This window comes from Bradyrhizobium sp. LjRoot220, from assembly GCF_964252915.1.
Taxonomy (GTDB): Bacteria; Pseudomonadota; Alphaproteobacteria; order Rhizobiales; family Xanthobacteraceae; genus Bradyrhizobium.
In genome coordinates this window covers 15,982-39,462 of record NZ_CAXUPS020000015.1, presented here as the reverse complement: position 1 = coordinate 39,462, position 23,481 = coordinate 15,982, and the positions used below count along the sequence as shown (strand labels likewise).

The following is a 23,481-nucleotide window of genomic DNA, read 5'->3' as shown; positions in this document are numbered from 1 at the left end:
TTGGCTGCATGGGTCGGGATCGACGATGGCGAGTTTCAAGAGAACCGAGATTGGCTTTGACGCCGTAAAGGCCATGGTGTGTCTCGTGACCTTGCTCACGGCAACGCCGGCTTTGGCGAAGACGCCCTCACCCTTGGCAGCGGCCCGCAATTCGTGCCAAAGCGAGGGCAAGCTCACCCCTGATCAACGTATCGCCGCCTGCACCACTGTGATCGCGGCGAAAGGTGCGAGAACAAAAGACCTCGCTGACGCCTACCTCACTCGCGGCGCCGACTACCTCACCAAGGACGACGTCGATCGGGCGATCGCCGATTTCAGCGCACTGATGCGGCTCAAGCCGAAGTTCGCCGGCGCCTACATCAACCGCGGTGAAGCCTGGCGCCGCAAGGGCGAAGTCGTTAAGGCCATCGCCGATCTGGATCGCGCTATTGTCCTCAATCCGAAAGATTCATTCGCATGGTTCAATCGCGGGATCACCTATAGCGACAAAGGCGAACCGGAAAAGGCAATCGCCAATTATGATCAGGCGATCAGGATCAAATCGGACGATCCCTGGTACTACAATAATCGGGGCAACTCCCATGGAGACATTAACGAGTTCGGTCTCGCGATGATCAACTATGATTACGCGATCAAGCTCGACCCGAAATTCGCGCTCGCTTATTTCAACCGCGGCACCGCCTATCGAAACCGCGGCGACGAAGCCCGCGCCCTCGCCGACCTGAACATGTCGATCCAGCTCGACCCGAAATACGCCGCCGCCTACAGCAACCGGGCGCGCCTGTTCAGGGACAAGGGCGACATCGACCGCGCGCTCGCCGACTTCGACCAGTCGCTGCGGCTAGATCCCGATAGCTATCGTGACGCCTATGCCCGCGGCAATCTGCTTTTCGACCGGCACGAGTATGCGCGCGCGTTATCCGACTATGATCAGGCAATCCGCGCCCATCCCGACTACCCCGACGCGCTCAATACGCGGTGCCTGACCAAGGCCGTTCTCGGCCGTCCGCGCGAGGGGCCTGCGGACTGCGAGGCGTCGCTCCGGCTGAAGCCTAACGACGCCTACACCCTCGACAGCCGCGGCCTCTGCTATCTCAAGCTCGGCGAATTCGACATGGCGATCGACGATTTCACGGCGGCCCTGAAGGTCAACCCGAAGATTGCGAACGCACTTTACGGCCGAGGATTGGCGAAGCGGAAGAAGGGCGACGAGAGCGGAGCCGACATCGATCTCGCCGCCGCCCGGGCCGTTTACGCCGGCATCGCCGACGAATTCCGCCACTACGGCATCGACTGATCGCCCTCCGCTGTGACTTGACATCGCCGGCCGTTCGGCTGTATGGCCCTGCCCCATGATCTCGAACCGGACCAACCGCCGCGCAGCTTTCCGTCGTCGCTCTTGCGACGATGATGGGCTGCGCCATGTCCGACGACACCGCTGATCACCTAGTTCAGCAACGTTTTCGAGAAGGCCGCACCCGCAAAGTGCGGCCTTCTTGCGTTTCGGCCTGCCCTTTCACCCAAGACACCTGAGGAGTTCGACATGACCGACGCTACCCAACCGTTCGACGCACTGATGAACATCACCGCGCGGCCCCCCGCCGTGTTCGTCAAGGGCGACGGCGCCTATCTGTGGGACGACAGTGGCAAGCGCTATCTGGATTTCATGCAGGGCTGGGCCGTCAATTGCCTCGGCCATTCACCAGCCATCATCGCCGACGCGCTCGCCGCGCAGGCAAAACTGCTGCTGACGCCGAGTCCTGCGTTCTTCAACGGGCCCAGCCTGAAGCTGGCAAATGCGCTGGTCGCCAACAGCTGCTTCGACCAGGTGTTCTTTGCGAATTCCGGGGCCGAAGCCAATGAGGGCGCGATCAAGCTCGCGCGCAAATTTGGTACGCTGTACAAGGGCGGCGCGCATGAGATCATCACCTTCGCTGGCGGCTTCCACGGCCGCACGCTCGCGACCATGTCGGCGTCGGGCAAGAAGGCGTTTGAGCCGCTGTTCGAGCCCAAGGTCAGCGGTTTCCCCAAGGCGCAGCTCAACGATCTCGATTCCGTCAAGCGGCTGATCTCGAGCAAGACCGTTGCGGTCATGCTAGAGCCGATCCAGGGCGAAGCCGGCGTGTGGCCGGCGACCGATCAATTCCTGCAAGGCTTGCGGGCGCTGACCCAGGAGCGCGGGCTGCTCCTGATCGTCGACGAGATCCAGACCGGCATGGGCCGGACCGGCAAGCTGTTTCATTACGAGCACACCGGGATCGAACCCGACATCATGACGCTCGGCAAAGGCATTGGCGGCGGCGTGCCGCTCGCAGCCTTGCTGGCGACCGAATATGCGTCCTGTTTCGAGCATGGCGACCAGGGCGGCACCTTCAACGGCAATCCCTTGATGTGCGCGGCGGGCCTTGCCGTGCTCGAACACGTCGCAGCGCCCGGCTTCCTGAAGTCGGTGACCGATGCCGGCCTGTTCCTGGAAAGCGAATTGCAAAAACTGTCGGCGCGCCACGGTCTCGGCGACGTGCGCGGCCGGGGGCTGCTGCTGGCGCTCGATCTCAAGCTGCCGATCGGGGCCTCGATCGTCGCGCAGGCGTTTGCGGAAGGCGTGCTGCTTAACGCGCCGCAGCCGGACGCGCTGCGGTTCATGCCGGCGCTTAACGTGACGCGCGAGGAGATATCGATGATGATCGATTGTTTGGACACGGTGCTGACGCGGGCGGGTGCCGCGCGGCGGGTGGCGTAGGTCTATCGACCGTCGTCCCGGCCTTGAGCCGGGACCCATACGCCGCGGCCGTTGTAAGCGCGGGCGGTGTCTGCGGGCTTCTTTCTATCGCTAGATCACGCGGTGGGTCCCCCGATGCGCAATTGCGCATCTGAGCGTTCGCCGCGACGACACCAATTGAAAGAGCTGGGACTTTACGGCCGAAGAATAATCGCCCCGGTCGTCGCCCGGCCCTCCAGATCGATATGCGCCTTGGCGACGTCCTTTAGCGCATAGGCGTGGTTGATCGGCACGTGCAGCTTGCCGTTGATGACGGCGGCGAAAAGCGTGTCGGCGCCCTCGAGCAGTTCATGGCGGGTGCTGACGTAATCGTTGAGTTTCGGTCGCGTCGCAAACAGCGAGCCGTGGTTGTTGAGTTCGGCCAGCGCGAACGGCGGCACCGGGCCCGACGCGTTGCCGAAGCTGACGAACAAGCCGCGCGGCCGCAGGCAGGACAGCGATCCCGGGAACGTGGTCTTGCCGACACCGTCATAGACGACGTCGCAGAGTTCGTTGCGGCTGATCTGTTTGACCCGCGCGACAAAATCCTCCTCGTTGTAGAGGATGACATGGTCGCAGCCATTGGCGAGCGCGAGGTCGGCCTTCGCCTTGGAGCCGACGGTACCGATGACATGCGCGCCGAGCGCTTTCGCCCATTGGCAGGCGAGCAGGCCGATTCCGCCGGCAGCCGCGTGAATCAGCACGCGGTGCCCGGGCTCGACCTTGAAGGTCTTGTGCAGGAGGTACCAGACCGTCAGGCCCTTGAGCATCAGCACCGCGCCCTGCTCGTAGGTGATGTGGTCGGGCAGCTTGACCAGCTTGTCCGCCGGGATCACGCGCTCACTGGCATAGCCGCCGAGAGTGAAATAATAGGCGACGCGGTCGCCGGGGTGGAAATTGGTGACGCCCGGACCGACCGCCACCACCTCGCCCGCGGCTTCGTTGCCGGCGATGAACGGCAGCCCCGGCGCCTTGTAGAGGCCGGTGCGAAAATACACGTCGATGAAGTTCAGGCCGACGGCGTGCTGGCGCATGCGCACCTCGCCCGGCCCCGGCGCCGCCACGTCGACGCCCTCATACACCAGGGCTTCCGGCCCCCCCACCTTGTGCACACGCACGGCCTTGGGCATGACTTTCTCTCCCTCGGTATCTGCTTCAAGCGCCCGTCGCCTGTCGGTCGCTTGCCCGGAGCGAAAGCCATCAAGGCCGTATTGTCAACTCGCGGGGCCTACCCCCGTTGTTTGGCGACTTTTTTGCGATTGCGCCGGGCCAGCACGTTGAACAATTCGACCGCGGCCGCGAACACGATGGCAAAATAGATGTAGCCGCGCGGGATGTGGAATTTGAATCCGTCCGCCACCAGCGCCACGCCGATCAGCACCAGGAATGCCAGCGCCAGCATCTTGGTGGTGGGGTGATCGGCCACGAACTTCGAAACCGGGCCCGACGAGACGTACATGATGAAGCAGGCGATCACGACGGCGGCGACCATGATCTCGATATCCTCGGACATGCCGATCGCGGTGATGATCGAGTCCAGCGAGAACACCATATCGACGACGATGATCTGCATGATCACCCAGAAGAATACGCTGGCGTTCGGCCTGGCCTCGGGCTCGGCCTCGCGCGCCTCCACTTCGGCATGAATTTCATGCGTCGCCTTGGCGATCAGGAACATGCCGCCGCCGATCAGGATGATGTCGCGCCAGGACAGCGCCATGCCCCTTACGGTCAGAATGGGCTCGGTCAGTCCGATCAGCCAGAACAGGACGCTGAGCAGCAGGATGCGGAACACCAGCGCCAGCAGCAAGCCGATCTGACGCGCGCGCTTGGCCTGCTCCGGCGGAAGCCGCGACACGATGACCGACAGGAAGATGACATTGTCAATGCCGAGGACGATTTCGAGCACCGTCAAGGTCAGCAACGCCGCCCACGCCTCCGGGCTGGTCAGCAATTCCATCATGCCTTGAACGATTTCAGCTTCCGGATCACGGCATCGCTGCCGGCGACATAGACGGCGATCGCGCAAAGTCCGACGGTGATGGGAACGCCCACGGCAAAGTCGCGGACAACGGTATAGGCCGCCAGCACGGCCCACGCGGCCAGCAACCACAGCGTCAGCCAGCGCAGCCGCACCACGCGGATCGGATGCAGCACGTGGAACGGCGCGAACGTCAGCGCGATCAGAACCGCGACGCCAAGGGTTGCAAGCTCCGGCGATGGACGCAGCAGAAACAGGTAAAACGCGGCGACGTTCCACAGCGCCGGAAAGCCGCGAAAATGGTTGTCGGCGGCTTTCATGCGGCGGTCAGCGAAATAGAGTGCGCTCGAGGCCACGATGCCGATGCCGAGCAGCGGTGCCGCCACCGGCAGCAGCATGCTGCTCGCGGTGATCGCGTACGCCGGAACGAAGACGTAAGTGACGAAATCGACGACGAGGTCGAGCACGTCACCGGACCAGTTCGGCTGCAGCCGCACCACGTCGAACTTCCGCGCCAGCGGGCCGTCGATCGCGTCGATGATCAGCGCCACGCCGAGCCAGCCGAACATGCTGGCCCAGTGCTCGCGGACCGCTTCCAGCATCGCAATCAGGCCGATGCCCGCTCCGAGCGCCGTGAATACGTGCACGCCGAAGGCGGCCATCCGCATTTGGCTTGTCGTGGGAGGCGATATCGGTGCGGGTGTCTGGTCCATTGCTCCGGCAGTGCTATCAGGAATCGCCCCGATTTGCATATCCGCGCTTGCGGCGTTCCGCCGCGCAAACCGGTGGAAACATTTAAGAAGGTCAATGACTTGAAAATGCCGCCGGGAATGTCAATTGTTCCAATATGAGCGATGCATTGCCAATTTATGACGCCGTTGTGATCGGCGGTGGACCGGCGGGACTGACCGCCGCCATCGCGCTGGCACAGACCGGCGCCAAGACCGCCCTGCTCGCGCGCCGCGCGCCCTATGCCGACAACCGCACCACGGCCCTGCTGGGCGCTTCGACCGGTCTGCTCGAGCGCCTGGATGTGTGGCGCCGCTGCCGGGATCAGGCCGCGGCGTTGCGGACCATGCGGCTCGTGGACGACACCGGCCGCCTGATCCGGGCGCCGGAGGTGCGGTTTTCGTCGGAAGAAATCGGTATCGGGCAATTCGGCTTCAACATCGACAACCGGTCGCTGATGGCCGCGCTGGAAGAACGCGCGGCCGAACTGCCCGGCCTGACGCGGTTTGACGATGAGGCGGCAGCGGTCGATCCGCAAGACACCGTCGTTTCCATCCTTACGGATGCAGGCGGATCGCTGTCGGCCCGGCTCGTAATTGGCGCCGACGGACGGCAGTCAATATCGCGCGAGGCCGCCGGCATCGACGTCAAGCGCCGCGACCTGCATCAGTCGGCATTGACCTTCAACATCAGTCATTCCCGCCCGCACAAGAATATCTCCACCGAATTTCATACGCCGCACGGCCCCTGTGTGTTCGTGCCCCTGCCCGGCAACCGCTGCAGCGTGGTGTGGGTTTCCGCCGCAGGGGAAGCCCGGCGGCTGATGGCGCTCGGCGACGACGAACTGTCCGAGGCCGCGGAGAAGCAATCGCATTCCATTCTCGGCAGCGTCCGGGTCGAGTCAGGACGCAATCTGTTTCCGCTTTCGATCGAGAGCCCCAAACAGTTTGCCAGCCATCGCATCGCGCTGGCCGGCGAAGCCGCCCATGTGCTGCCGCCGATCGGGGCGCAGGGCCTCAACATGGGATTGCGCGATGCCGCCGACATCGCCGATATCGCGGGCCAGGCCATCTCGCTCGGCGAGGATCCGGGCGCGCCGCAGGTGCTGGCGCGCTATCAATCCGCGCGGCGCGCCGATGTCGCCAGCCGGATGTTCGTCATCGACCTCGCCAACCGCTCGCTGCTCAGCGATTTCCTCCCCATGCAGTCGCTGCGCGCGGCGGGCCTGCACCTGATCGGCTCGTTCGGCCCGCTGCGACGACTCGCCATGCGCGAGGGCCTCGCACCGTCATGGAAGCGAGTCGGTTAGGACAAGCCAGATTTGACGCGATGAGACGGCGCAGTCATTTGCGGCCTTTTCACTATTCCAGTTGCAAACGCACACCCTTGCCGCCATTCAGCAGCCGTCGCAAATGAAAGCCGGCCAGTGCGTCGTCGGCATGCTGCCCGACGAGGGCTGCGAAGGCTGGCATCGCTGCCGGGTCGGCGGCCTTCAGTTTGGCGAAGGCTTCGGAATATTGCTTTGTCATCGACGCCTCGAACACCGCCGCCGTCAGCGGCTCAAAGGCGCGCAGCGGTTCGCTGCGTCCGCGCAGCATGACGTCGCCGACCGGCCGCCCCCTGAAGTTCTCGGTCGCATCGGCGACGGCGGCACTGACGCAGATGCGGGTGCCCAGATATTTATTCGCGGCCTCGAGCCGCGCTGCGGTGTTGATGGTGTCACCATAGGCGGTGTAATCGAAGAACCGGCTGCCGCCGAAATTGCCGACCAACGCGGGACCGGCATGGACGCCGATCCGGGTCGCGCCGAAATCCACCCCTTGCGACTTCCAGCGCTCGCGAAACGCCTGCGCCCAGATATCGAGATCGTGCGCGCAATCGATCGCGCGTGTTGCGTAATCGGGCTGATCGCCGGGCGCGTTGAACAGAATCTGGACGGCGTCGCCGATGATCTTTGCCACCGTCCCTTCATGTTCGAACACGACGTCGGTCATGCCGCCGACATACTCGCCGAGCAACGCCCCCAGCACCTCGGGTACGGCGGTTTCCACCAGCGATGTGAAACCGGTGATGTCGGTGAAAATCACCGCGACCTCGCGGCGGTGCACCTCCATGCCGTTACTGTCGCCAACGGCCGCAAGGCGGCTCGCGATCTGCGGCGAAAAGTACCGCGACAGCGAGGCATGCGCCCGCTCGGCTTCGGCCTGGCGGCGGCGGGCGTCGCGCATCATTTCGACATGGCGGATGGTCTTGTCGATGGTCAGTTCGAGATCGCCGAAATCGATCGGCTTGGTCAGAAAATCGAACGCCCCGCGATTCATCGCGGTGCGGATATTACTCATATCGCCATACGCCGACACGATGATGGTCGATTTCTTCTCTTCGGCCTCCTGTAGCTTTTGCAGCAGCGAGAGGCCGTCCATCCTGGGCATGTTGATGTCGGACACCACCATGTCGACATGGGGATGGTCCATGATCGCCTCCAGCGCCTCGATGCCGTCACGGGCGAACACGAATGCGATCCCGCCATCGCGGATCTGCTTGCGGAATTTCTGCAGCACCAGCGCCTCGAGATCGGGCTCGTCGTCGACGACAAGGATGGTCGCGGTCATGCGGCCTGCCCCAGCCTGGTATCGATCTCGTGGCGCAGCAGCGCGAAATCGATCGGCTTGGTCAAAAGACCTACCGCGCCGCGCTCGATCGCCTTGCGCCGTGTTTCCGCATCGCCATAGGCCGTTATCATGATGACGGGAACGTCGGGCCGCTCCGCGCGCACTTTCGGCAACATTTCCAACCCGCTCATGCCGGGCATGTTGACGTCGGACAGGATCAGGATCAGCGATGGGGCGGCGACGCTGGCGGCGCGGGCCAGGGCAGCCTGCGCCGACATGGCGAATTCCATCGTGAAGCGCCCGGACTTGATGTCACGCCGGAATTGCTGGCGGAACAGGGCTTCGACATCGGGCTCGTCATCGACGACAAGGATGTAAACGCTCAATTTGTGCCTCCAATATTGGCTTTCGCGGCCGCTGTTCGCGGCAGCGTGATAATGAATTCGGTAAATACGCCCGACTCGGTAATGACGTCGATCTTGCCACCATGCTGTTTCACCACGATGTCGTGGCTCATCGACAGGCCCAATCCAGTTCCCTCACCGGCTGGCTTGGTGGTGAAGAACGGGTTGAACATCTTCTCCTTCACTTCCAGGGGAATGCCGGTGCCGTTATCGCGGATCCGGATTTCCACCTTGTTGCCGAGGTTTTTCGTCGTCGCGCTCAGGGTCGGCTCGAACGACTCGTCGCCAGCTTCCTTGCGCTTGGTCGCGGCGTAAAATCCGTTGGAAATAAGATTGAGAAAAACACGTGTGATTTCCTGCGGGTAGAGGTCGATCAGGCCGGCGGCGGGATCGAAGTCGCGCTGCAAAGTGATGTTGAAGCCGGACTTTTCCGCGCGCGCGCCGTGATAGGCGAGGTTGAGGCTTTCCTCGACGATGGTGTTGATATCCGCAAGGCGGTGTTCACCGGAGCCTTCGCGCGAATGCAAGAGCATGTTCTTGACGATCGAGTCGGCACGCCTGCCGTGTTGCACTACCTTTTCCAGATTGCCCTTCAGCATATGGGTGAGTTCGTCGATCTCTTCGCGCATCTTGTCGTCGAGCGCCGCCGGCTTCAGCACGTCGTTGAGCTCGTCGATCAGTTCCGCCGACAACGCCGAAAAATTATTGACAAAATTGAGCGGATTCTTGATTTCGTGAGCGATGCCGGCGGTGAGCTGGCCGAGCGAGGCCAGCTTTTCGGTCTGCACCAGGCGGTCCTGCGCCGTGCGCAAATCTTCGAGGGAAAGCGAAAGCTCCCTGGTTCGCTCCTGAACTTCGTCGAATAGTCGGACGTTCTCAATCGCAATCAGTGCCTGGTCTGCGAATGTGGTCGCAAGCTCTATCTGCTTGGCGCTAAACGGCCGCACCATGTGGCGGGTCAATACAAATACGCCGATTGGCGCACCCTCTCGCAGTAGCGGCACGCCCAGCATCGTTCGTACGTTGGAACTCCTGCGGGCTGCGGACGGCGCATATTCCGGATCCGCCTGGACGTCAGGAACGTGGATCGTTTTGCCGTCCAGCAGGGTACGTCCGACCACGCTTCCTCGTTCCGGCACGGTCGAGAATGTCACGAGATGATTTTTTTGCTCCGTACCAAGTCCGTGGCTTGCCGCCAAAACATAGCTGCCGTCCACCGGACGAAAGATCGTCCCCTCATCCGCGTCGCACAGACGGGCCGCCGATCCCACGAGGGTGTCGAGCACGGTTTGCAGGTCAAACGCCGAACGGCTGATGACTTTCAGCACGTCTGCGGTTGCGGTCTGCTGCTGCAGAGAATCCCGCAGCTCAGCCGTCCGCAACTCGACCTTGTTCTCGAGATCGGCGTAGGATTCCTGCAGCCGCGCGCCCATGTCGTTGAACTGGTTGGCGAGGCCCTCGAGTTCGTCGCCGGTCCGAATCGAAATGCGCTGGTTGAAGTCACCGCTGCCGAAACGTTCGGCGCCGGCGCGCAACGACTTAATCGGGCCGACCATGCGTCCAGCGAGGAACATTCCGGCCAGCACGGCGAACACCAGGGCGGCCAGCAGCACCAGCGCCAGCCGCTGTAGTGCCGCGTACAGCGAGGCATAGGCTTCCGTGACCGGAAGCTCGACGAACATCCTCCAGCCGAGCGGCGCAATCGGCGCGGAGGCGGTCAGCACCTCCTGGCCCTGGATATTCAGGGCGCCTTGCAGCGAATCCGGCCCGGCGTCGGTGCCGCCGGCCTGCGCGGTCTGCACCTGCGTCAGCTTCGACATGTCGGTGTTGCGCAGCACCAGGCTGATGTCGGGATGCGCGATCAGGCGCCCCTGCTTGCCAACCACATAGGCGTTGCCGCGCTCGCCGACCTTGATCTGCGACACCACGTCCCAGATCAGCTTGAGATTGACCTCGGCGATGCTGACGCCGGCGTCCTTGCGGGTCCCGGCCAGCGACAGCGTCATATAGGGCTCGGACTCCCGGCGGAAATAGATCGGCCCGTAATAGACCTTGTTGGCGACGGCCTCGGTGAACTTCGGCTCTTTGGAGAGGTCGAGCCCGCTGTCCAGGACATCCATGACGAGGCGCGACACCCTCAGGCGTTCCTTGCCGGACGAATCCACCTGCGCCAGTTCGGTGATGGCCGGCACCTGCCGCAACAGCCGCAAGGCGTCGAACCGGCGCTGCTCGATCGAAACCGCCGACCAGGGCAGCTGGGTGGTCCAGCCGAGCTGGCTTTCGATCTCCTTGATGAACTGGCTGATCTTCGCCGCCGCGGCCTCGGCCTGCTCGTGCTGAATGCGGATCAGCGCCGCCTTGTGCTCGCGGTAATAGAAGAAGACCTCGAAGATGCCGTTGGACAGCAGCGCGACGCCGACCACCGCGACGAACAGCGTGACGTATTTGGTGAACAGCCGGCTGCGGCGCTTTGAACCGGGCGATCCCCCGGCAGGCGCCACGCCGGACGCCGGCGTTACTGCCAGGGTCGGGTCTTGGGGCGCGTCGGGATGGAGGGAAATGCTCATTACGCTCAGGCTAGCAAGAAGCCCTCGCCTTGTCTCCTGCTGCGCGAAAGGACTTATTCGATCACCTGATCGGCGCGCAGGAGCAACGACGGCGGCAACGCAAGATCGATCGCGTTGGCCTCTGCGCCGTCTTTTTTCATGGCAGCAAAAAGGTCTCCATTCACATCCTCAACACGCTGCACGCCAGCAAAGTGAGCGCGCAACGCAGTTGTCTCACATTTTTCACTCCCATCGCTTTATTCGACGACCTCTTCGGCGCGGGCGATCAATGAAGCCGAAAGATCGAGCCCAAGTGTCCTCGCAGTCTTCAAATTCAGGATCAAATCGAATTTGGTAGGCTGCTGAACCGGCAGGTCGCTCGGTTTGGCACCGCGCAAGATCTTGTCCACGATGTCGCCGGTCCGCCGAAACAGATCAGTGAGATTGGCGCCGTACGATATCAAACTCCCCGCTTCGACATACTCCCGGGTGCCGGAAATCGTCGGCACCCTGGCGTCAAGCGCCAGGGCCGTGATCCGCGACCGATGGGTGTTGAAGATCGGATCGGTTTGAACATAGAGCGCATCAGTACCCGCCTTCGGCACCGCCAGGGCCGAGGCAATATCCTCCGCGCGCCATATTTTCTCGAAAACGACGTCGAGACCCAGCGTTTGAGCTGCTGATTGAATCTCGCGGATTTCCAGCGCCGCATTCGGGCTGTCGGCGTTGGTGAGCACGACCACCCGCCGCAACCCGGGAATGATCTCGCGCAGGATTTCGAGTCGCTTGCCGGCGAGCTCGGCTGACTGCAGCGAGAGGCCCGTCACATTGCCGCCCGGGCGTGACAGACTGGCGACGACGCCGATGCCAACCGGGTCTCCGACCGCTGCGAATACGATGGGAATCGTCGAGGTGGCCCGTTTTGCCGCGATGACGTTGAGCGGCGCGTGGGTAACGATGACGTCGACCGGCAGCTCGACGAATTCGGCCATTAGCTTGGGAGAGCGCTCCGAACTTCCCTCTGCCCAGCGATACTCGATCGCTATGTTGCGACCTTCATTCCAGCCCAGTTCCCGCAAACGCTGGATCAGCGCCTCGGTCGAGCGGCTCTGAGCCGCCAGCGTGTTGGCGCCGAGAAACCCGATGACCGGAAGCTTTGCCGGCTGCTGCGCCTGCGCAGTAAGCGGGAAACCCAGGATCGAAACTCCGGCAGCCTTGATGAATTCGCGCCGTTTCAAACCACTGCCTCCAGCAAGCGCCGGCGCCGGCGAAGCGCCCGCGAAGACGTCACATCAGCCTTCTCGTATGCCGAAACAAATCGCGAGTTCATTCGAGAACCTCGTCAGCGCGCGGCAACTCGCCCGGCTGTTCGCCCTTGAGGATACGGTCGACATATCCGGCGACTTGCCGGAAAATTTCCGAGAAATTCGGGCTGTCCGCGAGCAGAACGAGCGCGCAACGCAGTTGTCTCACATTTCCACTCCCATCAGATAACACGATACCATCGTAACACAGGAACGCGGCGTCCGGCTTAAGTCCCAAGCAAACGTTTATTCGATCACCTCGTCGGCGCGAGCCAGCAACGTTGGCGACACTTCCAGGCCGATGGCTTTCGCGGCCTTGAGATTCACGCTCAGCGCAAATCGGTCGCTGGCTTGCACCGGGAGATCGGCGGTGGCTGCTCCCCGCAGCAACCGATCGACATAAGAGGCCGCGCCCCCGTACTGATCGAACACGCTGCCGTAGGCCAGCACGCTGCCGCTCCTTGCGCTCGAACTGAGCGAAGGCAATTTATGCCGCTCGGCAAGGCCTACAATCAATTTGAGATGAACCGAGGTCGTTGCGTCAGGCAGGATCATGATTCCGCCATGCGGGTCCTTCGCGAAGCCTTCGATGGCCTGCTCGATCTCCGCGGCATCGTGGACACCGGCTCGAACCGGCTCGATCCCGAGCGAGACAGCAACAGCGTCGATCACGCCGAAATAGCCATCCCAGCGCCTGCGGTTGTCCGGATTGATCAGCACCAGCGCCCGCTTGACGGCTGGCGCGGCCACCTTGAGCAATTCCAGCCATTTGCCGCTGATGGCATATTCGAAATCCGTAAAGCCAGTCATGTTGCCGTCCGGACGCGCGAGGTTGGTCACGAAGCCGCCGCCCACGGGATCCTGAACCTGAACGAAGACGGCCGGCACGGATTTGGTCGCGCGTCGCAGCGCCTCCGCCCCGACGACGCCCTGCACCACCACAACATCCGGCTTGAGGCCAAGTAACTCCTCTATATAGATACGAATCCTTTCGGCATCGCTGCCGCCGAAGCGATAGTCGATGCGAATGGTCTTGCCGTCGATCCATCCGTGACTTCCAAGCCGCTTCTCCAGCGCCGCAATGCGGGCTGGATTGTCGGGGTTATCCTTGGCTACGACAAACAACACACCAAGGCGCCGCGGATTTTTTGAGTCCTGTTGAGCGCCGGCTGACCATGCGGGGATGCCGGCCGCGGCGGCGCTCGCAAGCAAGGTGATGAAATTGCGTCGTCTCACTGATCTCTCCGGCACGGCGGCGTATGGGCCGCGGCAAATCGCAAATTCATTCGAACACCTCATCGGCGCGGGTGAGCAACATGGGCGACGGGGTTATGCCCAGCGCCTTGGCGGCTTTGACGTTGATGATGAGTTCGAATTTGGTGGGGGCCTGTATAGGCAGCTCGCCGGGCTTTTCGCCCTTGAGGATGCGGTCGACATATCCCGCGGCTTGCCGAAAAATCTCCGAGAAATTCGGGCCGTAGGAGATCAGTCCACCTTCGTCCGTAAAGGCGCGGAACGGATACATCGCGGGCATGAGATGCCTGGAAGCTGCCTCGGCGATGCGGGCCCGGCTGATCACAAGCAGGCTGTCAGGCAGTACCAGTATCGCGCCATTCGGCTGCTGGCCGGCGGCCGCGATCGCAGGGGCGATCTCCTCCGCGGTGCGCAACTGGGCGGTGGTGACATCGAGGCCAAACTTGTCGCCCTGACTTTCGATGTATTTGGAAAACTGAACGTTGTTGGGATTATCCAGGTTGGAAAGTTGCACGACATGCTTGAGCGACGGCTGCAGCTCCTTCAGCAGTTCGAGCCACTTGCTGCCGATCGAAAACTCGAAATTGGTGAAGCCAGTCACATTGCCGCCGGGGCGCCGCAGGTTATCCACGATGCCGAGCTTGACCGGATCGGGCACCATGGTGAAGACGACCGGAACCGTTTTGGTCTCCTTTCGGACCACCGTGAGCATGCCGGTACCTTGCGTGACGATCACTTCCGGGTTCATGGCTATCAAGGAGCGAACCTGATCCACGCCATAAGCGCCGCTCGCATAGCGGACTTCCAGCTTGATATTTTCTCCTATGATCCAGCCATGAACCCGGAGCTGTGCCCGCATGGCCTCCAGTAAAGGCTTCATCTCCTGCTCGTTGAAGCCTGCCGCCAGTCCGATCAACCGGGTTTTGCCGGGCTGCTGCGCCAGGGCCGCCAGCGGCGTCGCTGCTGCGCCCACGCCCCCCAGCAAGGTAATGAAATCGCGTCGTCTCATTGATCCTCCTCTGCTGTTTGCATCCAGGCGCGTGTAGATCGGATAGTTGCCGATCTGGCGATACACGTCCCCGAGGTTCGGGCCATAGCTCATCAGGCCGCCCTCGGCGGCGAATTCGCGCCAGGTGTAGATCGCCGGGACCGCCAGCCGGGCCGCCAGCGCCAGAAGTTGCGCGCGCCGGCTATGGAGAACGGGTCGGCCTGGATAACGACCGCACCGGCGCCCTCGTTGACCATTGTAGCGAAGGCCCCGTCGATCTCGCCTTCGGTAGCGGCCTTGACGACCAGCAGCTGCACGCCAAGGAGCTTGGCCGCATCCTGCGTGTCGCGCACGTTGCGCTCGCTGTTGGGGTTCTTCGGATTGACCAGCAACGCGATCCGCTTGGCTCGAGGAACCGCCTGCACCAACAGGTCGAGCCGCTTGGAACCAAGGTCGGCCACCAGATAGCTCACGCCGGTGAGATTGGCACCGGGACGGGGCACGCTGGTGACGAGGCCGAGAGCCACCGGATCGCCGCCGGTCCCGAAGGCGATCGGGATCATCGCACCGGCGGCCTCCCGCGCGGCGTTCACCGTCGTCACGCTGCCGATCGTGGCGATTACATCGACCTTGCGATTGACAAGGTCGGCCGCCAGGGCGGGCACCCGATCGTATTGATCGTCTGCCCAGCGATACTCGACCGCCACGTTCTGGCCTTCGACATAGCCCGTCTCGCCGAGCCCGCGGCGGAAGGCGGCGAGATAAGGCGTGGTCGCTCCGAACCCGCCGGCGTTGAGCCAGCCGACCACGGGCATTGAACGTTGCTGGGCGCCCACGGAAAACGGCCATGCCGTTATCGCGACGCCCACAAGACCGATAAACGTCCGCCGCCTCATTGCGCCCCCGCAGGTCAAGCATCGCAACAAATCAGGATACCACCCTATCAGAGCCGGTCAAAACCGGACCTCGGAACACGTGCTGGGGCTGTCCGCTGTGGGCTAAAACCGGAGTCTCATTCGATCACTTCGTCAGTGAGCGCGAGCAGCGTGGGCGGAATATCAATTCCCAGCGCCTTTGTAGTTCGGAGATTGAGCACAAACTCGAACTTGCTGGACCGCATCACCGGCAGATCGGCGGCTTTCTCGCCCTTGAGAATGCGTCCCGCATAGATCCCGGCTTGCCGATACGCGTCGGCGACGCTGGCTCCATAGCTCATCATGCCACCGTCGAGAGCTCCCTCCCGATGCGGATATACTGCAGGTAATGCGTGGCGAGCCGCTAACGCGATGATACGGGCCCGATTGGTAGTCAACAAGGTGCCGGACCCGATCAGCAGCGCGCGCGCCCCGCTTCGAATGAAGGTCACAAATGCCGTATCAAATTCGTCTTCGCCGTTGACGTCGACGACAGTGAGTTGTTGCCCGAGCGCCAGCGCCGCGGCCTCAATGTCACCTCGCTCTGCCTCGACGTTCGGACTGGTGCGGCTTGTCAGCACCCCAATCATTGCCGCGTTGGGCACAGCCCGCCGCAGCAATTCTAATCGCTTTGCCCCCAATAAGGTTGCGAAAAATACTACGCCTGTGACGTTGCCCCCCGGTCGATTGAGACTGGTTACCAGGCCGGCCGCGACCGGATCGCCTCCGCTGGCGAAAATGAGTGGCACGGTGGTTGCCGCAGCCTTGATCTGTATGGCTGCAATTGTATCCGCTACGATGACAGCTAACGGTCGGGCAAGCAGATCAGTCGCCAAGTTCCTAAGGCGCTCTTTCTCGTCCTCCGCGTAGCGGTACTCGATCTGGACATTCTGGCCCTCGACGAAGCCCTGCTCCTTCAATCCCTCCCGGAGAGCCGTGGCAAGGAACTGGGAAGGCGCCGAGGATGAGCTACGCAGAAAACCGATTGCGGGCATTCGCGTCTGTTGTGCTCGGGCCGCCAATGGCCAACTGGCCGCCGCCCCGCCCAGCAGACCGATGAATTTACGCCGCTTCATGCCTGACACTTTCAGCGATTGACGCCCTTATCGCCGAGAACCGCCTCTTTGGAAAGTGATCTCCAAGGTACGTGTGACGCCTGGCTAGTCGCCTTCGGGTCAATCGCGTCGGTTTGGCCCTCCGCCGATGACTTCCGGTCTTCCCCGCAAGCGGACACCGTCACGGCCGCTCGGCATGTTTCAAAAGTGTGCCAGGGGCGGACCTTGATGCTCTTACTCGATGATCTCGTCGGCGCGTGCGAGTAGCGCAAGCGGCAGGCTGATGCCGAGCGCCTTGGCGATCTTGAGGTTTATGATCAATTCCACCTTTGTCACTTGTTGGACCGGCAGGTTGGCCAGCTTCTCTCCCCTCAGAATCCGCCCTGCGTAGATGCCGGCCTGCTTGTGTGCCTCCGAGGCATCGCCACCGTAGCTCATCAGGCCACCAACGGCGGGGTACGATTTGGCCCCATAGATTGAGGGCAGCCTGTTGCGAAGCGCCAGTGCTGCGATCTTCTCGATCTGCGAATTGATGAACGGGTCCCCGCTGAGGACGAGGCCACCTGTACCGAGCCTGGCCAAATTCTCGAAGGCGGTGTTGAGCTCACCGGGGTTGCTGGCCAGCATCACGTGCAACTCGATCCCGAGCGTGCGGGCTGCAGCTTGAAAGACTCCTCGCTGAGTCTCGCCCGTAGGGTTGGTTGGATTGATGAGCAGAACCATCGACGTGGCCGCTGGAATTGTTTCGCGCATCAGTTCCAGCATTTTAGGTGCGAGCTGCAGATTCAGATAGGTCGTGCCTGTCGTGTTGCCATCAGGTCGGCTCAGACTCGTGACCAGGCCGGCCTGCACCGGATCGCTGATTGTGGTGAAGACAATCGGAGTTGTGGTCGTCGCGGCTTTTGCGGCAAGCGCCGCAGGCGTGCTGAAGGCGACAAGTACCGACACGGAACGCCGGGCCAGGTCATCAGCCATTTGGGCCAGCCGCTCGTATTGCCCTTCGGCCCAGCGATATTCGACCGCGACGTTTCTGCCTTCGGTGTAGCCAGCTTCGCCCAGACCTTGATGGAACGCCGCCGTCATCCCGGCCCATGCCTGAGCTGTCCCAGTTCCCAGCAATCCAATCACCGGCATCTGTTGCGCGCGCGCAATGACCGGCCACGTCATCGCAGCGCTGCCACAAAGCTTGATGAACTCGCGCCGCTTCATACTCGTCCCGGGTTTCCGAAAGGCACCCTAGCGGCTGCAGCAGGAATACTGAAGGGCTCTACGATGTCTGCTTTGAGGTCAATAGCCGACATTGACCGCGCTATTCGATCACCTCATCTGCGGTGGCAAGCAGCGTCGGAGGCACCGCAAGGCCGAGCGTCTTAGCAATTTTGAGGTTGATGACGAGTTGGAATTTTGTCGGTTGCGCGACGGGCAAATCGGCCGGTTTCTCGCCTTTGAGAATGCGGGCGACATAGTTGCCGGCCTGCCCCCACACACTCGGAAGGTCCGTTCCGTAGCTTATCAGGCCGCCACTGACGGCAAATTCGCGGTCATAGTAGATCGCCGGCACGGCGTGGCGCGCCGCCAGCGCGGTAATCTGGGCGCGGCGGATGAAGAAGAAGGGATCAGCGTTCACCAGCAAGGCGCCGCCGGACTTTGAGGTGAGGGTCGTGAAGGCTGCATCGATCTCGCGATCGGTGCCAGCGTAGAGAAGTTGGAGTTGCACCCCGAGCGTGCTTGCTCGCGCCTGCAGGTCTCTCGACATCGCCTCAGCGCTGGGATCGGCCGGGTTGAAAAGCACGAAGATGGGAGCGGCCTTGGGTACGAGCTCCCGTAGCAGGCCGAACCGCTTTGCCGCAAGCTCATCATTCAGGGTGCCAATTCCGGTGGCGTTGCCGCCCGGCCGATTGAGGCTGGCGACCAGCCCTGCGGCAACCGGGTCGCCGGGCCAGCTAAAGACAATCGGTATGGTCGTGGTCGCGGCTTTGGCTGCGAGTGTCGCCGGCTGGCTGGATACGGCAACGATCACCGCCACCTTCCGCCGGACCAGGTCGGCCGCCAATTCCGGCAGCCGGCCGTTTTGCCCATCCGCCCAGCGGTATTCGATCGTCAGGTTCTGGTTTTCGACAAAGCCAGTGTCACTCAGGCCCTTGCGGAATCCCACCAAACGGTTGGCGTTCTGCTCCAGTGTTCCGGAGTGCAGAAATCCGATCAACGGCATTGCTTGCTGCGCTTGTGCGGAAAGCGGCCTAGCAGCCACCGCGCCTCCAAGAATTCCGAGGAAATCCCGCCGCCTCATGTCCGCCCCCTTGGCTCAAGCAACCGCATCGTAACGGAGCACCCAGTGCCTTGGTAGGACCAGATGCGCAGATGAATCTTGCGGCAAGTTTGCCAATGTCAGCTTTGGGATCATTTGGCATGTCCGGTTAGTGGGCAATCTCATGCAGGTTGTCTAGTTCTGTTGTCTAGCTCTAACGAGTCCCCCCTGGTTGTCCTCAAGGAAACACCAGCCTTCCGCTCTGGATGAACCACATCACGCTGGTCAGCGTGACGACGGAGGCAAATGTTCCGATCAGGACGGCGACCGAGGCCGGCTCGATCCAGGTGTTGTTCTGCCGCGCGATGACGAACACGTTGAGCGCCGGCGGCAGTGACGCCATCAGAACCGCGGTGGCCGCCCAGGGCTGCGCGAACGGTCCGAACAGCAGCATCAGACCGAATACGATCAGCGGATGGATCATGAGTTTGACCGCGATCACGCCGGGCACTTCCCAGGGCACGCGATCGAACGGACGCAATGCGACGGTGACGCCGAGCACGAACAGCGCCGTCGGTGCCGCGGCGTTCTGCAAGAACACCAGCGTGTTGTCGATTGCGACCGGCGGACGAAAGTGCAGCGCTGCGGCGAGAGCGCCCGCGCACGCCGACATGATCAGCGGATTGAGCACGATCTGCCGTGTCACGATGCCGAGCGTGTGCAGCAGCGAGTGGTGCTTGCGGTCGGTGAACGCGATCAGGAGCGGCACGATCGAAAACAGGAAAATGCTGTCGCAGCAGAAAATCAGCGCGGTTGGCGCCGCCGCCTTGGTCCCGAGCACGGCCAGCGCCAGTCCCGGGCCCATGTAGCCGATATTGCCATAGGCGCCGGCGAGCCCCGCCATGCTCGCCTTGCGCAGCGAAAGCTCGCCAATGACGCGGCCGGTCACCATGGCAAGGATGAAGGCCGCAATGGTCCCCAGTGTGGTCGCGATCAGGAATGGCGGGTTGTTGAGTTCCGAGAACGGCGTCCTGGACATGATGCCGAACAGCAGGGCCGGCAGCGAGACGTAGAGCAGGAAGAAGTTCATCCAGGCGAGCCCCGCCTCCGGCAGCCGTTTGGACTTGCCGCAGGCAAAACCGATGAAGATCAGGCTGAAATAGGGAATCGCCAGATTGAGGATATCGGCCATGCCGTGGAGGTCTTTTCTTCAACGTTTTCCGGGTGCTGGCGCCCGATGTGCCAGCCGGACCCGGGGGCTAATTCAACCTTTTGCCCCTAGCATCGGCCACAATCATGGTCTATTCGACAAGGTATGATTAAAGCGCGCACGGCCAAATTTCAGATCGGTCAGATCGTCCGGCACCGGGTGTTTTCGTTCCGGGGCGTGATTTTCGACATCGATCCGGAATTCAACAATACCGAGGAATGGTGGTTGTCGATCCCCGAGAACGTCCGGCCGCACAAGGATCAGCCGTTCTACCACTTGCTCGCGGAGAATTCCGACTCCGAATACGTCGCCTATGTTTCCGAGCAGAATCTGCTGCCCGACGAGTCCGGCGAGCCGATCCGGCATTCGCAGGTCGCCGAGATCTTCGTCAAGGACAAGTCCGGCGGCTATCGTCCGCGCAATCCCTCGTTGAACTAGCTTTTGGTCATCGACGTTCCCAACGAAAAAGGCGCCCGGACCGGGCGCCTTTTGTTTGTCGATCGAAGCGGCGTTACTTGGCCGCCGGATTGGCATTGCCCGGCGCGCCGCCAGCCGGCGGGTTGGCCTCGAGCTTCTTGCGTTGTTCTTCAGCCCGCTTCTGCAGCTCTTCCTGCAGTTTCTTCTGGGTTTCCTCGAACGCCTTCGGATCGGTCGGCGGGCCGTCATAGGCCTTGGCGAATTCGGCCAGCGGCAGCGGCAGCGTCAGCGGCGCGCCGTTGGAGTTGATCGCCTGGACCACCAGATTCTGGCCCTTCTTCAAATTGGCCAGCAGTTCCGCGGTCACTTCGTAGTCCGACATGCAACCGTTCTGGAAGCAGATCACATAGGGGCTCTGCGCCGGAGGATTGGCATCGACGATGACGCGGGTGCCGTGCACGAGCTGCATGCCGAGCGGCAGCGTCACACGCAGGATCTTCTTCGGCTCGCCTTCCGGCTCGATGATGACGGCCGCGATGACCGGCTGGCCGGACTCGATGCGCCCGTCCTTGCCGGTGAAGCAGACCTGCTTGGCGCCGGCATCCTGGCCCTTGAGGCAGAACTTGGTCCAGGGCGCATAGATCAGCTGGACCTGCTGGTCCTGGGATTGACCACCCGCGGGGGGAGCGCCGCCGGCAGCCGCCGGTGGCGGGGCCTGCTGCGCGTTCGGAGCGGCGGGCGCTTGAGCCTTGGGGGCAGCCTTCGGGGCAGCCTTGGGAGCAGCCTTCGGGGCCTCCTTGGGCGCGGCGGGGGCACCGGGGGCCGGAGCCGGGGTTTGGGCCTGCGCGCCGGCGACGAGCAACGTCGCGGACAATGCCGTCGCCGCCAACAAGGCGGAAACCCGCCCATGCGGCCGGACGGCCAAAATACGGAAATTCATTGCGGAAAACCCTTTCTGAACGGGAGCGCCCGAAACCGCTGCAGGCACCGACACCTAGCCGTTTGGGCGGCTGTCTCCAAGTCAATTGAGGCGGATACGTGACAGGCGCAACCGCCCTGGTCAATTGCACGCCTTCAATACAGCGGCGGACGAAAAGATCAATGCCGACAAGCGTGTTTGGCTGCGGTTGCGGCGGATGAAAGGGACTTAAAGCGGGGATGTTCAGGCCTATGGTAAAGCTTCACTTGTGTGTCACCCCGAATCAAATCCGCGCGTGCAGATGGCAGCCCTTGGACGTATCCGGCTTGGTATTCTGGCCAGCGTTGCGCTCGCGCTCGGCCTGTTGCCGATGGCCCTTTCGGGCACAGCCCGCGCCGCTGAAAGTTACGCAATCTCGATGCACGGCGCGCCGGCCCTGCCGGCCGATTTTGCCCACATGCCCTATGCCAAACCGGACGCGCCGAAGGGCGGCCGGCTGGTCTGGGGTCTGCTTGGCACCTTCGACAGCCTCAACCCGTTCGTCGTCCGCGGCCTCGCCCTGCAACAGATCAGGGGCTTCGTCGTCGAGAGCCTGATGACACGGGGCAATGACGAGGCGTTCACGCTCTACGGGCTGCTCGCCCGGAGCGTCGAGACCGACGACATCAGAAGCTATGTCACGTTCCGTCTCGATCCCCGGGCGCGCTTCTCGGACGGCACGCCGGTTACGGCCGACGACGTGGTGTTTTCATGGGCGCTGCTGCGCGACCGCGGCCGCCCCAACCACCGCCAGTATTACGCCAAGGTCGCGAAGGCCGAAGCGCCCGACCCGCTCACCATCAGGTTCGATTTCGGCGGCGCGCCCGACCGCGAGCTGCCGCTGATCCTCGCCCTGATGCCGGTATTGCCGCGGCATGCGGTCGATCCCGAAACCTTCGAGGAAACCACGATGACCGGCCCGGTCGGTTCCGGCCCCTACCGCATCGGCGCGGTGCGCCCCGGCGCCAGCGTCACGCTGACGCGCAATCCCGATTATTGGGGCCGCGACCTGCCGGCGAACCGGGGCCTGTGGAACTTCGACGAGATCCGGTTCGATTACTACCGCGAGTCCAACGGCCAGTTCGAAGCCTTTAAGCGCGGCCTCTATGATTTCCGCAACGAATCCGAGCCGCTGCGCTGGCACGACGGCTATGATTTCCCGGCCGCCCGCAACGGCGAGCTGATCCGCGACATCATCAAGCCGGGGATGCCGCAGCCGTCGGAATATCTGGTGTTCAACACCCGCCGTCCGCTGTTTTCCGACGTCCGGGTGCGGCAGGCGCTGACCCTGCTGTTCGATTTCGAATGGATCAACCGCAATTATTTCTTCGGGCTCTATACGCGCGCTGGAGGTTTCTTCGCCGGCTCGGAATTATCCGCCTATGGCCGCGCCGCCGACGCGCGCGAGCGCGAACTTTTGAAACCATACCTTGCGCATATTCCCCCTGACATACTCGACGGCAGCTTCCGCCTGCCCGTCACCGACGGTTCGGGCCGCGACCGCGCGACGCTGCGGGCCGCGCTCACCTTGCTGTCACAGGCCGGCTACGTTCTCGACGGCACGGTGCTGCGGCAGCGCACGACCAAGGCGCCCTTCACCTTCGAAATCCTAGTCACGACCCGCGATCAGGAACGGATCGCGCTGGCTTACCAACGCGACCTCAAGCGCGCCGGCATCGAGGCCAGCGTGCGCGCGGTCGATCCGGTGCAATTCGACCAGCGCCGGCTCGGCTACGAATTTGACATGCTGCAGAACCGCTGGGACCAGTCGCTGTCGCCCGGCAACGAGCAGTCGTTCTATTGGGGCAGCCAGGCCGCCGATATCCCCGGCACCAGGAACTACATGGGCGCCAAGGATCCGGCGATCGACGCCCTGATCGCGGCACTGCTGGAGGCGCGCGAGCGGCCGGACTTCGTCTCGGCGGTGCGGGCGCTGGACCGCACCCTGATGTCGGGATTCTACGCTATCCCGTTGTTTAACGTCGCCGAGCAATGGATCGCGCGATGGAATCGGATAGAACGGCCTTCTACCATCGCCTTGACGGGCTACCTGCCGGAGACGTGGTGGCACAGACCGGACGCGCAAGCCAAATGACGCAACCA

General features: G+C 62.7%; 22 protein-coding genes. 6 read left to right on the top strand and 16 right to left on the bottom strand.

Features of this window, described 5'->3' with window-relative positions; translation table 11 throughout:
• Positions 1-25 precede the first annotated feature (25 nt).
• Both ACSQ84_RS34420 and ACSQ84_RS34415 read left to right on the top strand, forming a co-directional pair.
• The gene (locus ACSQ84_RS34420) at positions 26-1,297 is read left to right on the top strand and encodes a tetratricopeptide repeat protein (protein WP_436216203.1); all 1,272 of its coding nucleotides are present in this window, start codon (positions 26-28) and stop codon (positions 1,295-1,297) included.
• A 246-nt stretch (positions 1,298-1,543) separates the two neighbouring features.
• Positions 1,544-2,740 (top strand): acetylornithine transaminase, encoded by a 1,197-nt coding sequence (locus ACSQ84_RS34415; protein ID WP_436216202.1) that lies wholly within the window; start codon positions 1,544-1,546, stop codon positions 2,738-2,740.
• A gap of 173 nt (positions 2,741-2,913) precedes the next feature.
• Here ACSQ84_RS34415 and ACSQ84_RS34410 read toward each other — a convergent pair whose 3' ends face one another.
• From ACSQ84_RS34410 to pcsA, 3 genes are all read right to left on the bottom strand, one after another.
• Positions 2,914-3,888 (bottom strand): quinone oxidoreductase family protein, encoded by a 975-nt coding sequence (locus ACSQ84_RS34410; RefSeq protein WP_436216201.1) that lies wholly within the window; start codon positions 3,886-3,888, stop codon positions 2,914-2,916.
• Between the two features lie 98 nt (positions 3,889-3,986).
• Positions 3,987-4,721: a TerC family protein gene (locus ACSQ84_RS34405; RefSeq protein ID WP_436216200.1), complete on the bottom strand. Its 735-nt coding sequence runs from the start codon at positions 4,719-4,721 to the stop codon at positions 3,987-3,989.
• On the bottom strand, positions 4,718-5,452 hold the full coding sequence (gene pcsA / locus ACSQ84_RS34400; RefSeq protein WP_436216199.1) for a phosphatidylcholine synthase: 735 nt from the start codon (positions 5,450-5,452) through the stop codon (positions 4,718-4,720). Before pcsA ends, ACSQ84_RS34405 begins: the two co-directional genes overlap by 4 nt.
• 134 nt (positions 5,453-5,586) lie before the next feature.
• Here pcsA and ACSQ84_RS34395 point away from each other — a divergent pair, with 134 nt between their 5' ends.
• Positions 5,587-6,777 carry a UbiH/UbiF family hydroxylase gene (locus tag ACSQ84_RS34395; protein ID WP_436216198.1) on the top strand — a complete coding sequence of 397 codons (1,191 nt, stop codon included), beginning with the start codon at positions 5,587-5,589 and terminating at the stop codon, positions 6,775-6,777.
• A 52-nt stretch (positions 6,778-6,829) separates the two neighbouring features.
• Here the strand turns inward: ACSQ84_RS34395 and ACSQ84_RS34390 are convergent, their stop codons facing one another.
• The 3 genes from ACSQ84_RS34390 to ACSQ84_RS34380 are packed head-to-tail and all read right to left on the bottom strand — an operon-like array spanning position 6,830 to position 11,051.
• Positions 6,830-8,080 carry an adenylate/guanylate cyclase domain-containing protein gene (locus tag ACSQ84_RS34390; RefSeq protein WP_436216197.1) on the bottom strand — a complete coding sequence of 417 codons (1,251 nt, stop codon included), beginning with the start codon at positions 8,078-8,080 and terminating at the stop codon, positions 6,830-6,832.
• Positions 8,077-8,466, bottom strand: coding sequence for a response regulator (locus ACSQ84_RS34385; RefSeq protein WP_436216196.1), 390 nt, complete (start codon positions 8,464-8,466; stop codon positions 8,077-8,079). Before ACSQ84_RS34385 ends, ACSQ84_RS34390 begins: the two co-directional genes overlap by 4 nt.
• The gene (locus ACSQ84_RS34380; protein ID WP_436216195.1) at positions 8,463-11,051 is read right to left on the bottom strand and encodes an ATP-binding protein; all 2,589 of its coding nucleotides are present in this window, start codon (positions 11,049-11,051) and stop codon (positions 8,463-8,465) included. Before ACSQ84_RS34380 ends, ACSQ84_RS34385 begins: the two co-directional genes overlap by 4 nt.
• Positions 11,052-11,080: 29 nt before the next feature.
• Between ACSQ84_RS34380 and ACSQ84_RS34375 the strand changes: the two genes are divergently transcribed.
• Positions 11,081-11,323: a hypothetical protein gene (locus ACSQ84_RS34375; RefSeq protein ID WP_436216194.1), complete on the top strand. Its 243-nt coding sequence runs from the start codon at positions 11,081-11,083 to the stop codon at positions 11,321-11,323.
• Here the strand turns inward: ACSQ84_RS34375 and ACSQ84_RS34370 are convergent.
• From ACSQ84_RS34370 to ACSQ84_RS34330, 9 genes are all read right to left on the bottom strand, one after another.
• Positions 11,288-12,268, bottom strand: a complete 981-nt coding sequence (locus ACSQ84_RS34370; RefSeq protein ID WP_436216193.1) for an ABC transporter substrate-binding protein — start codon at positions 12,266-12,268, stop codon at positions 11,288-11,290. The genes ACSQ84_RS34375 and ACSQ84_RS34370 overlap by 36 nt on opposite strands.
• Before the next feature lie 88 nt (positions 12,269-12,356).
• Entirely contained in the window at positions 12,357-12,503 is a 147-nt protein-coding gene (locus tag ACSQ84_RS34365) for a hypothetical protein (protein WP_436216192.1), read from the bottom strand.
• Between the two features lie 77 nt (positions 12,504-12,580).
• Positions 12,581-13,570: an ABC transporter substrate-binding protein gene (locus ACSQ84_RS34360; protein WP_436216191.1), complete on the bottom strand. Its 990-nt coding sequence runs from the start codon at positions 13,568-13,570 to the stop codon at positions 12,581-12,583.
• Positions 13,571-13,616: 46 nt separating this feature from the next.
• On the bottom strand, positions 13,617-14,690 hold the full coding sequence (locus ACSQ84_RS34355) for an ABC transporter substrate-binding protein (RefSeq protein ID WP_436216190.1): 1,074 nt from the start codon (positions 14,688-14,690) through the stop codon (positions 13,617-13,619).
• A complete protein-coding gene (locus tag ACSQ84_RS34350; RefSeq protein WP_436216189.1) occupies positions 14,690-15,391 on the bottom strand; it encodes an ABC transporter substrate-binding protein in 702 nt (233 codons plus the stop codon). The genes ACSQ84_RS34355 and ACSQ84_RS34350 overlap by 1 nt, the downstream gene beginning before the upstream one ends.
• A gap of 197 nt (positions 15,392-15,588) precedes the next feature.
• Positions 15,589-16,566: an ABC transporter substrate-binding protein gene (locus ACSQ84_RS34345; RefSeq protein ID WP_436216188.1), complete on the bottom strand. Its 978-nt coding sequence runs from the start codon at positions 16,564-16,566 to the stop codon at positions 15,589-15,591.
• 213 nt (positions 16,567-16,779) lie between these two features.
• The gene (locus tag ACSQ84_RS34340) at positions 16,780-17,754 is read right to left on the bottom strand and encodes an ABC transporter substrate-binding protein (protein WP_436216187.1); all 975 of its coding nucleotides are present in this window, start codon (positions 17,752-17,754) and stop codon (positions 16,780-16,782) included.
• A 100-nt stretch (positions 17,755-17,854) separates the two neighbouring features.
• Positions 17,855-18,757 carry an ABC transporter substrate-binding protein gene (locus ACSQ84_RS34335; RefSeq protein WP_436216186.1) on the bottom strand — a complete coding sequence of 301 codons (903 nt, stop codon included), beginning with the start codon at positions 18,755-18,757 and terminating at the stop codon, positions 17,855-17,857.
• Positions 18,758-19,031: 274 nt separating this feature from the next.
• On the bottom strand, positions 19,032-19,985 hold the full coding sequence (locus ACSQ84_RS34330) for an AEC family transporter (protein ID WP_436216185.1): 954 nt from the start codon (positions 19,983-19,985) through the stop codon (positions 19,032-19,034).
• Positions 19,986-20,108: 123 nt separating this feature from the next.
• Between ACSQ84_RS34330 and hspQ the strand changes: the two genes are divergently transcribed.
• Complete coding sequence (hspQ, locus tag ACSQ84_RS34325) at positions 20,109-20,441, top strand: heat shock protein HspQ (protein ID WP_436216184.1); 333 nt, start codon at positions 20,109-20,111, stop codon at positions 20,439-20,441.
• A 73-nt stretch (positions 20,442-20,514) separates the two neighbouring features.
• Here the strand turns inward: hspQ and ACSQ84_RS34320 are convergent, their stop codons facing one another.
• The gene (locus tag ACSQ84_RS34320; RefSeq protein WP_436216183.1) at positions 20,515-21,360 is read right to left on the bottom strand and encodes an invasion associated locus B family protein; all 846 of its coding nucleotides are present in this window, start codon (positions 21,358-21,360) and stop codon (positions 20,515-20,517) included.
• A gap of 280 nt (positions 21,361-21,640) precedes the next feature.
• Here ACSQ84_RS34320 and ACSQ84_RS34315 point away from each other — a divergent pair, with 280 nt between their 5' ends.
• Positions 21,641-23,473, top strand: a complete 1,833-nt coding sequence (locus tag ACSQ84_RS34315) for an extracellular solute-binding protein (protein ID WP_436216182.1) — start codon at positions 21,641-21,643, stop codon at positions 23,471-23,473.
• Positions 23,474-23,481 lie beyond the last annotated feature (8 nt).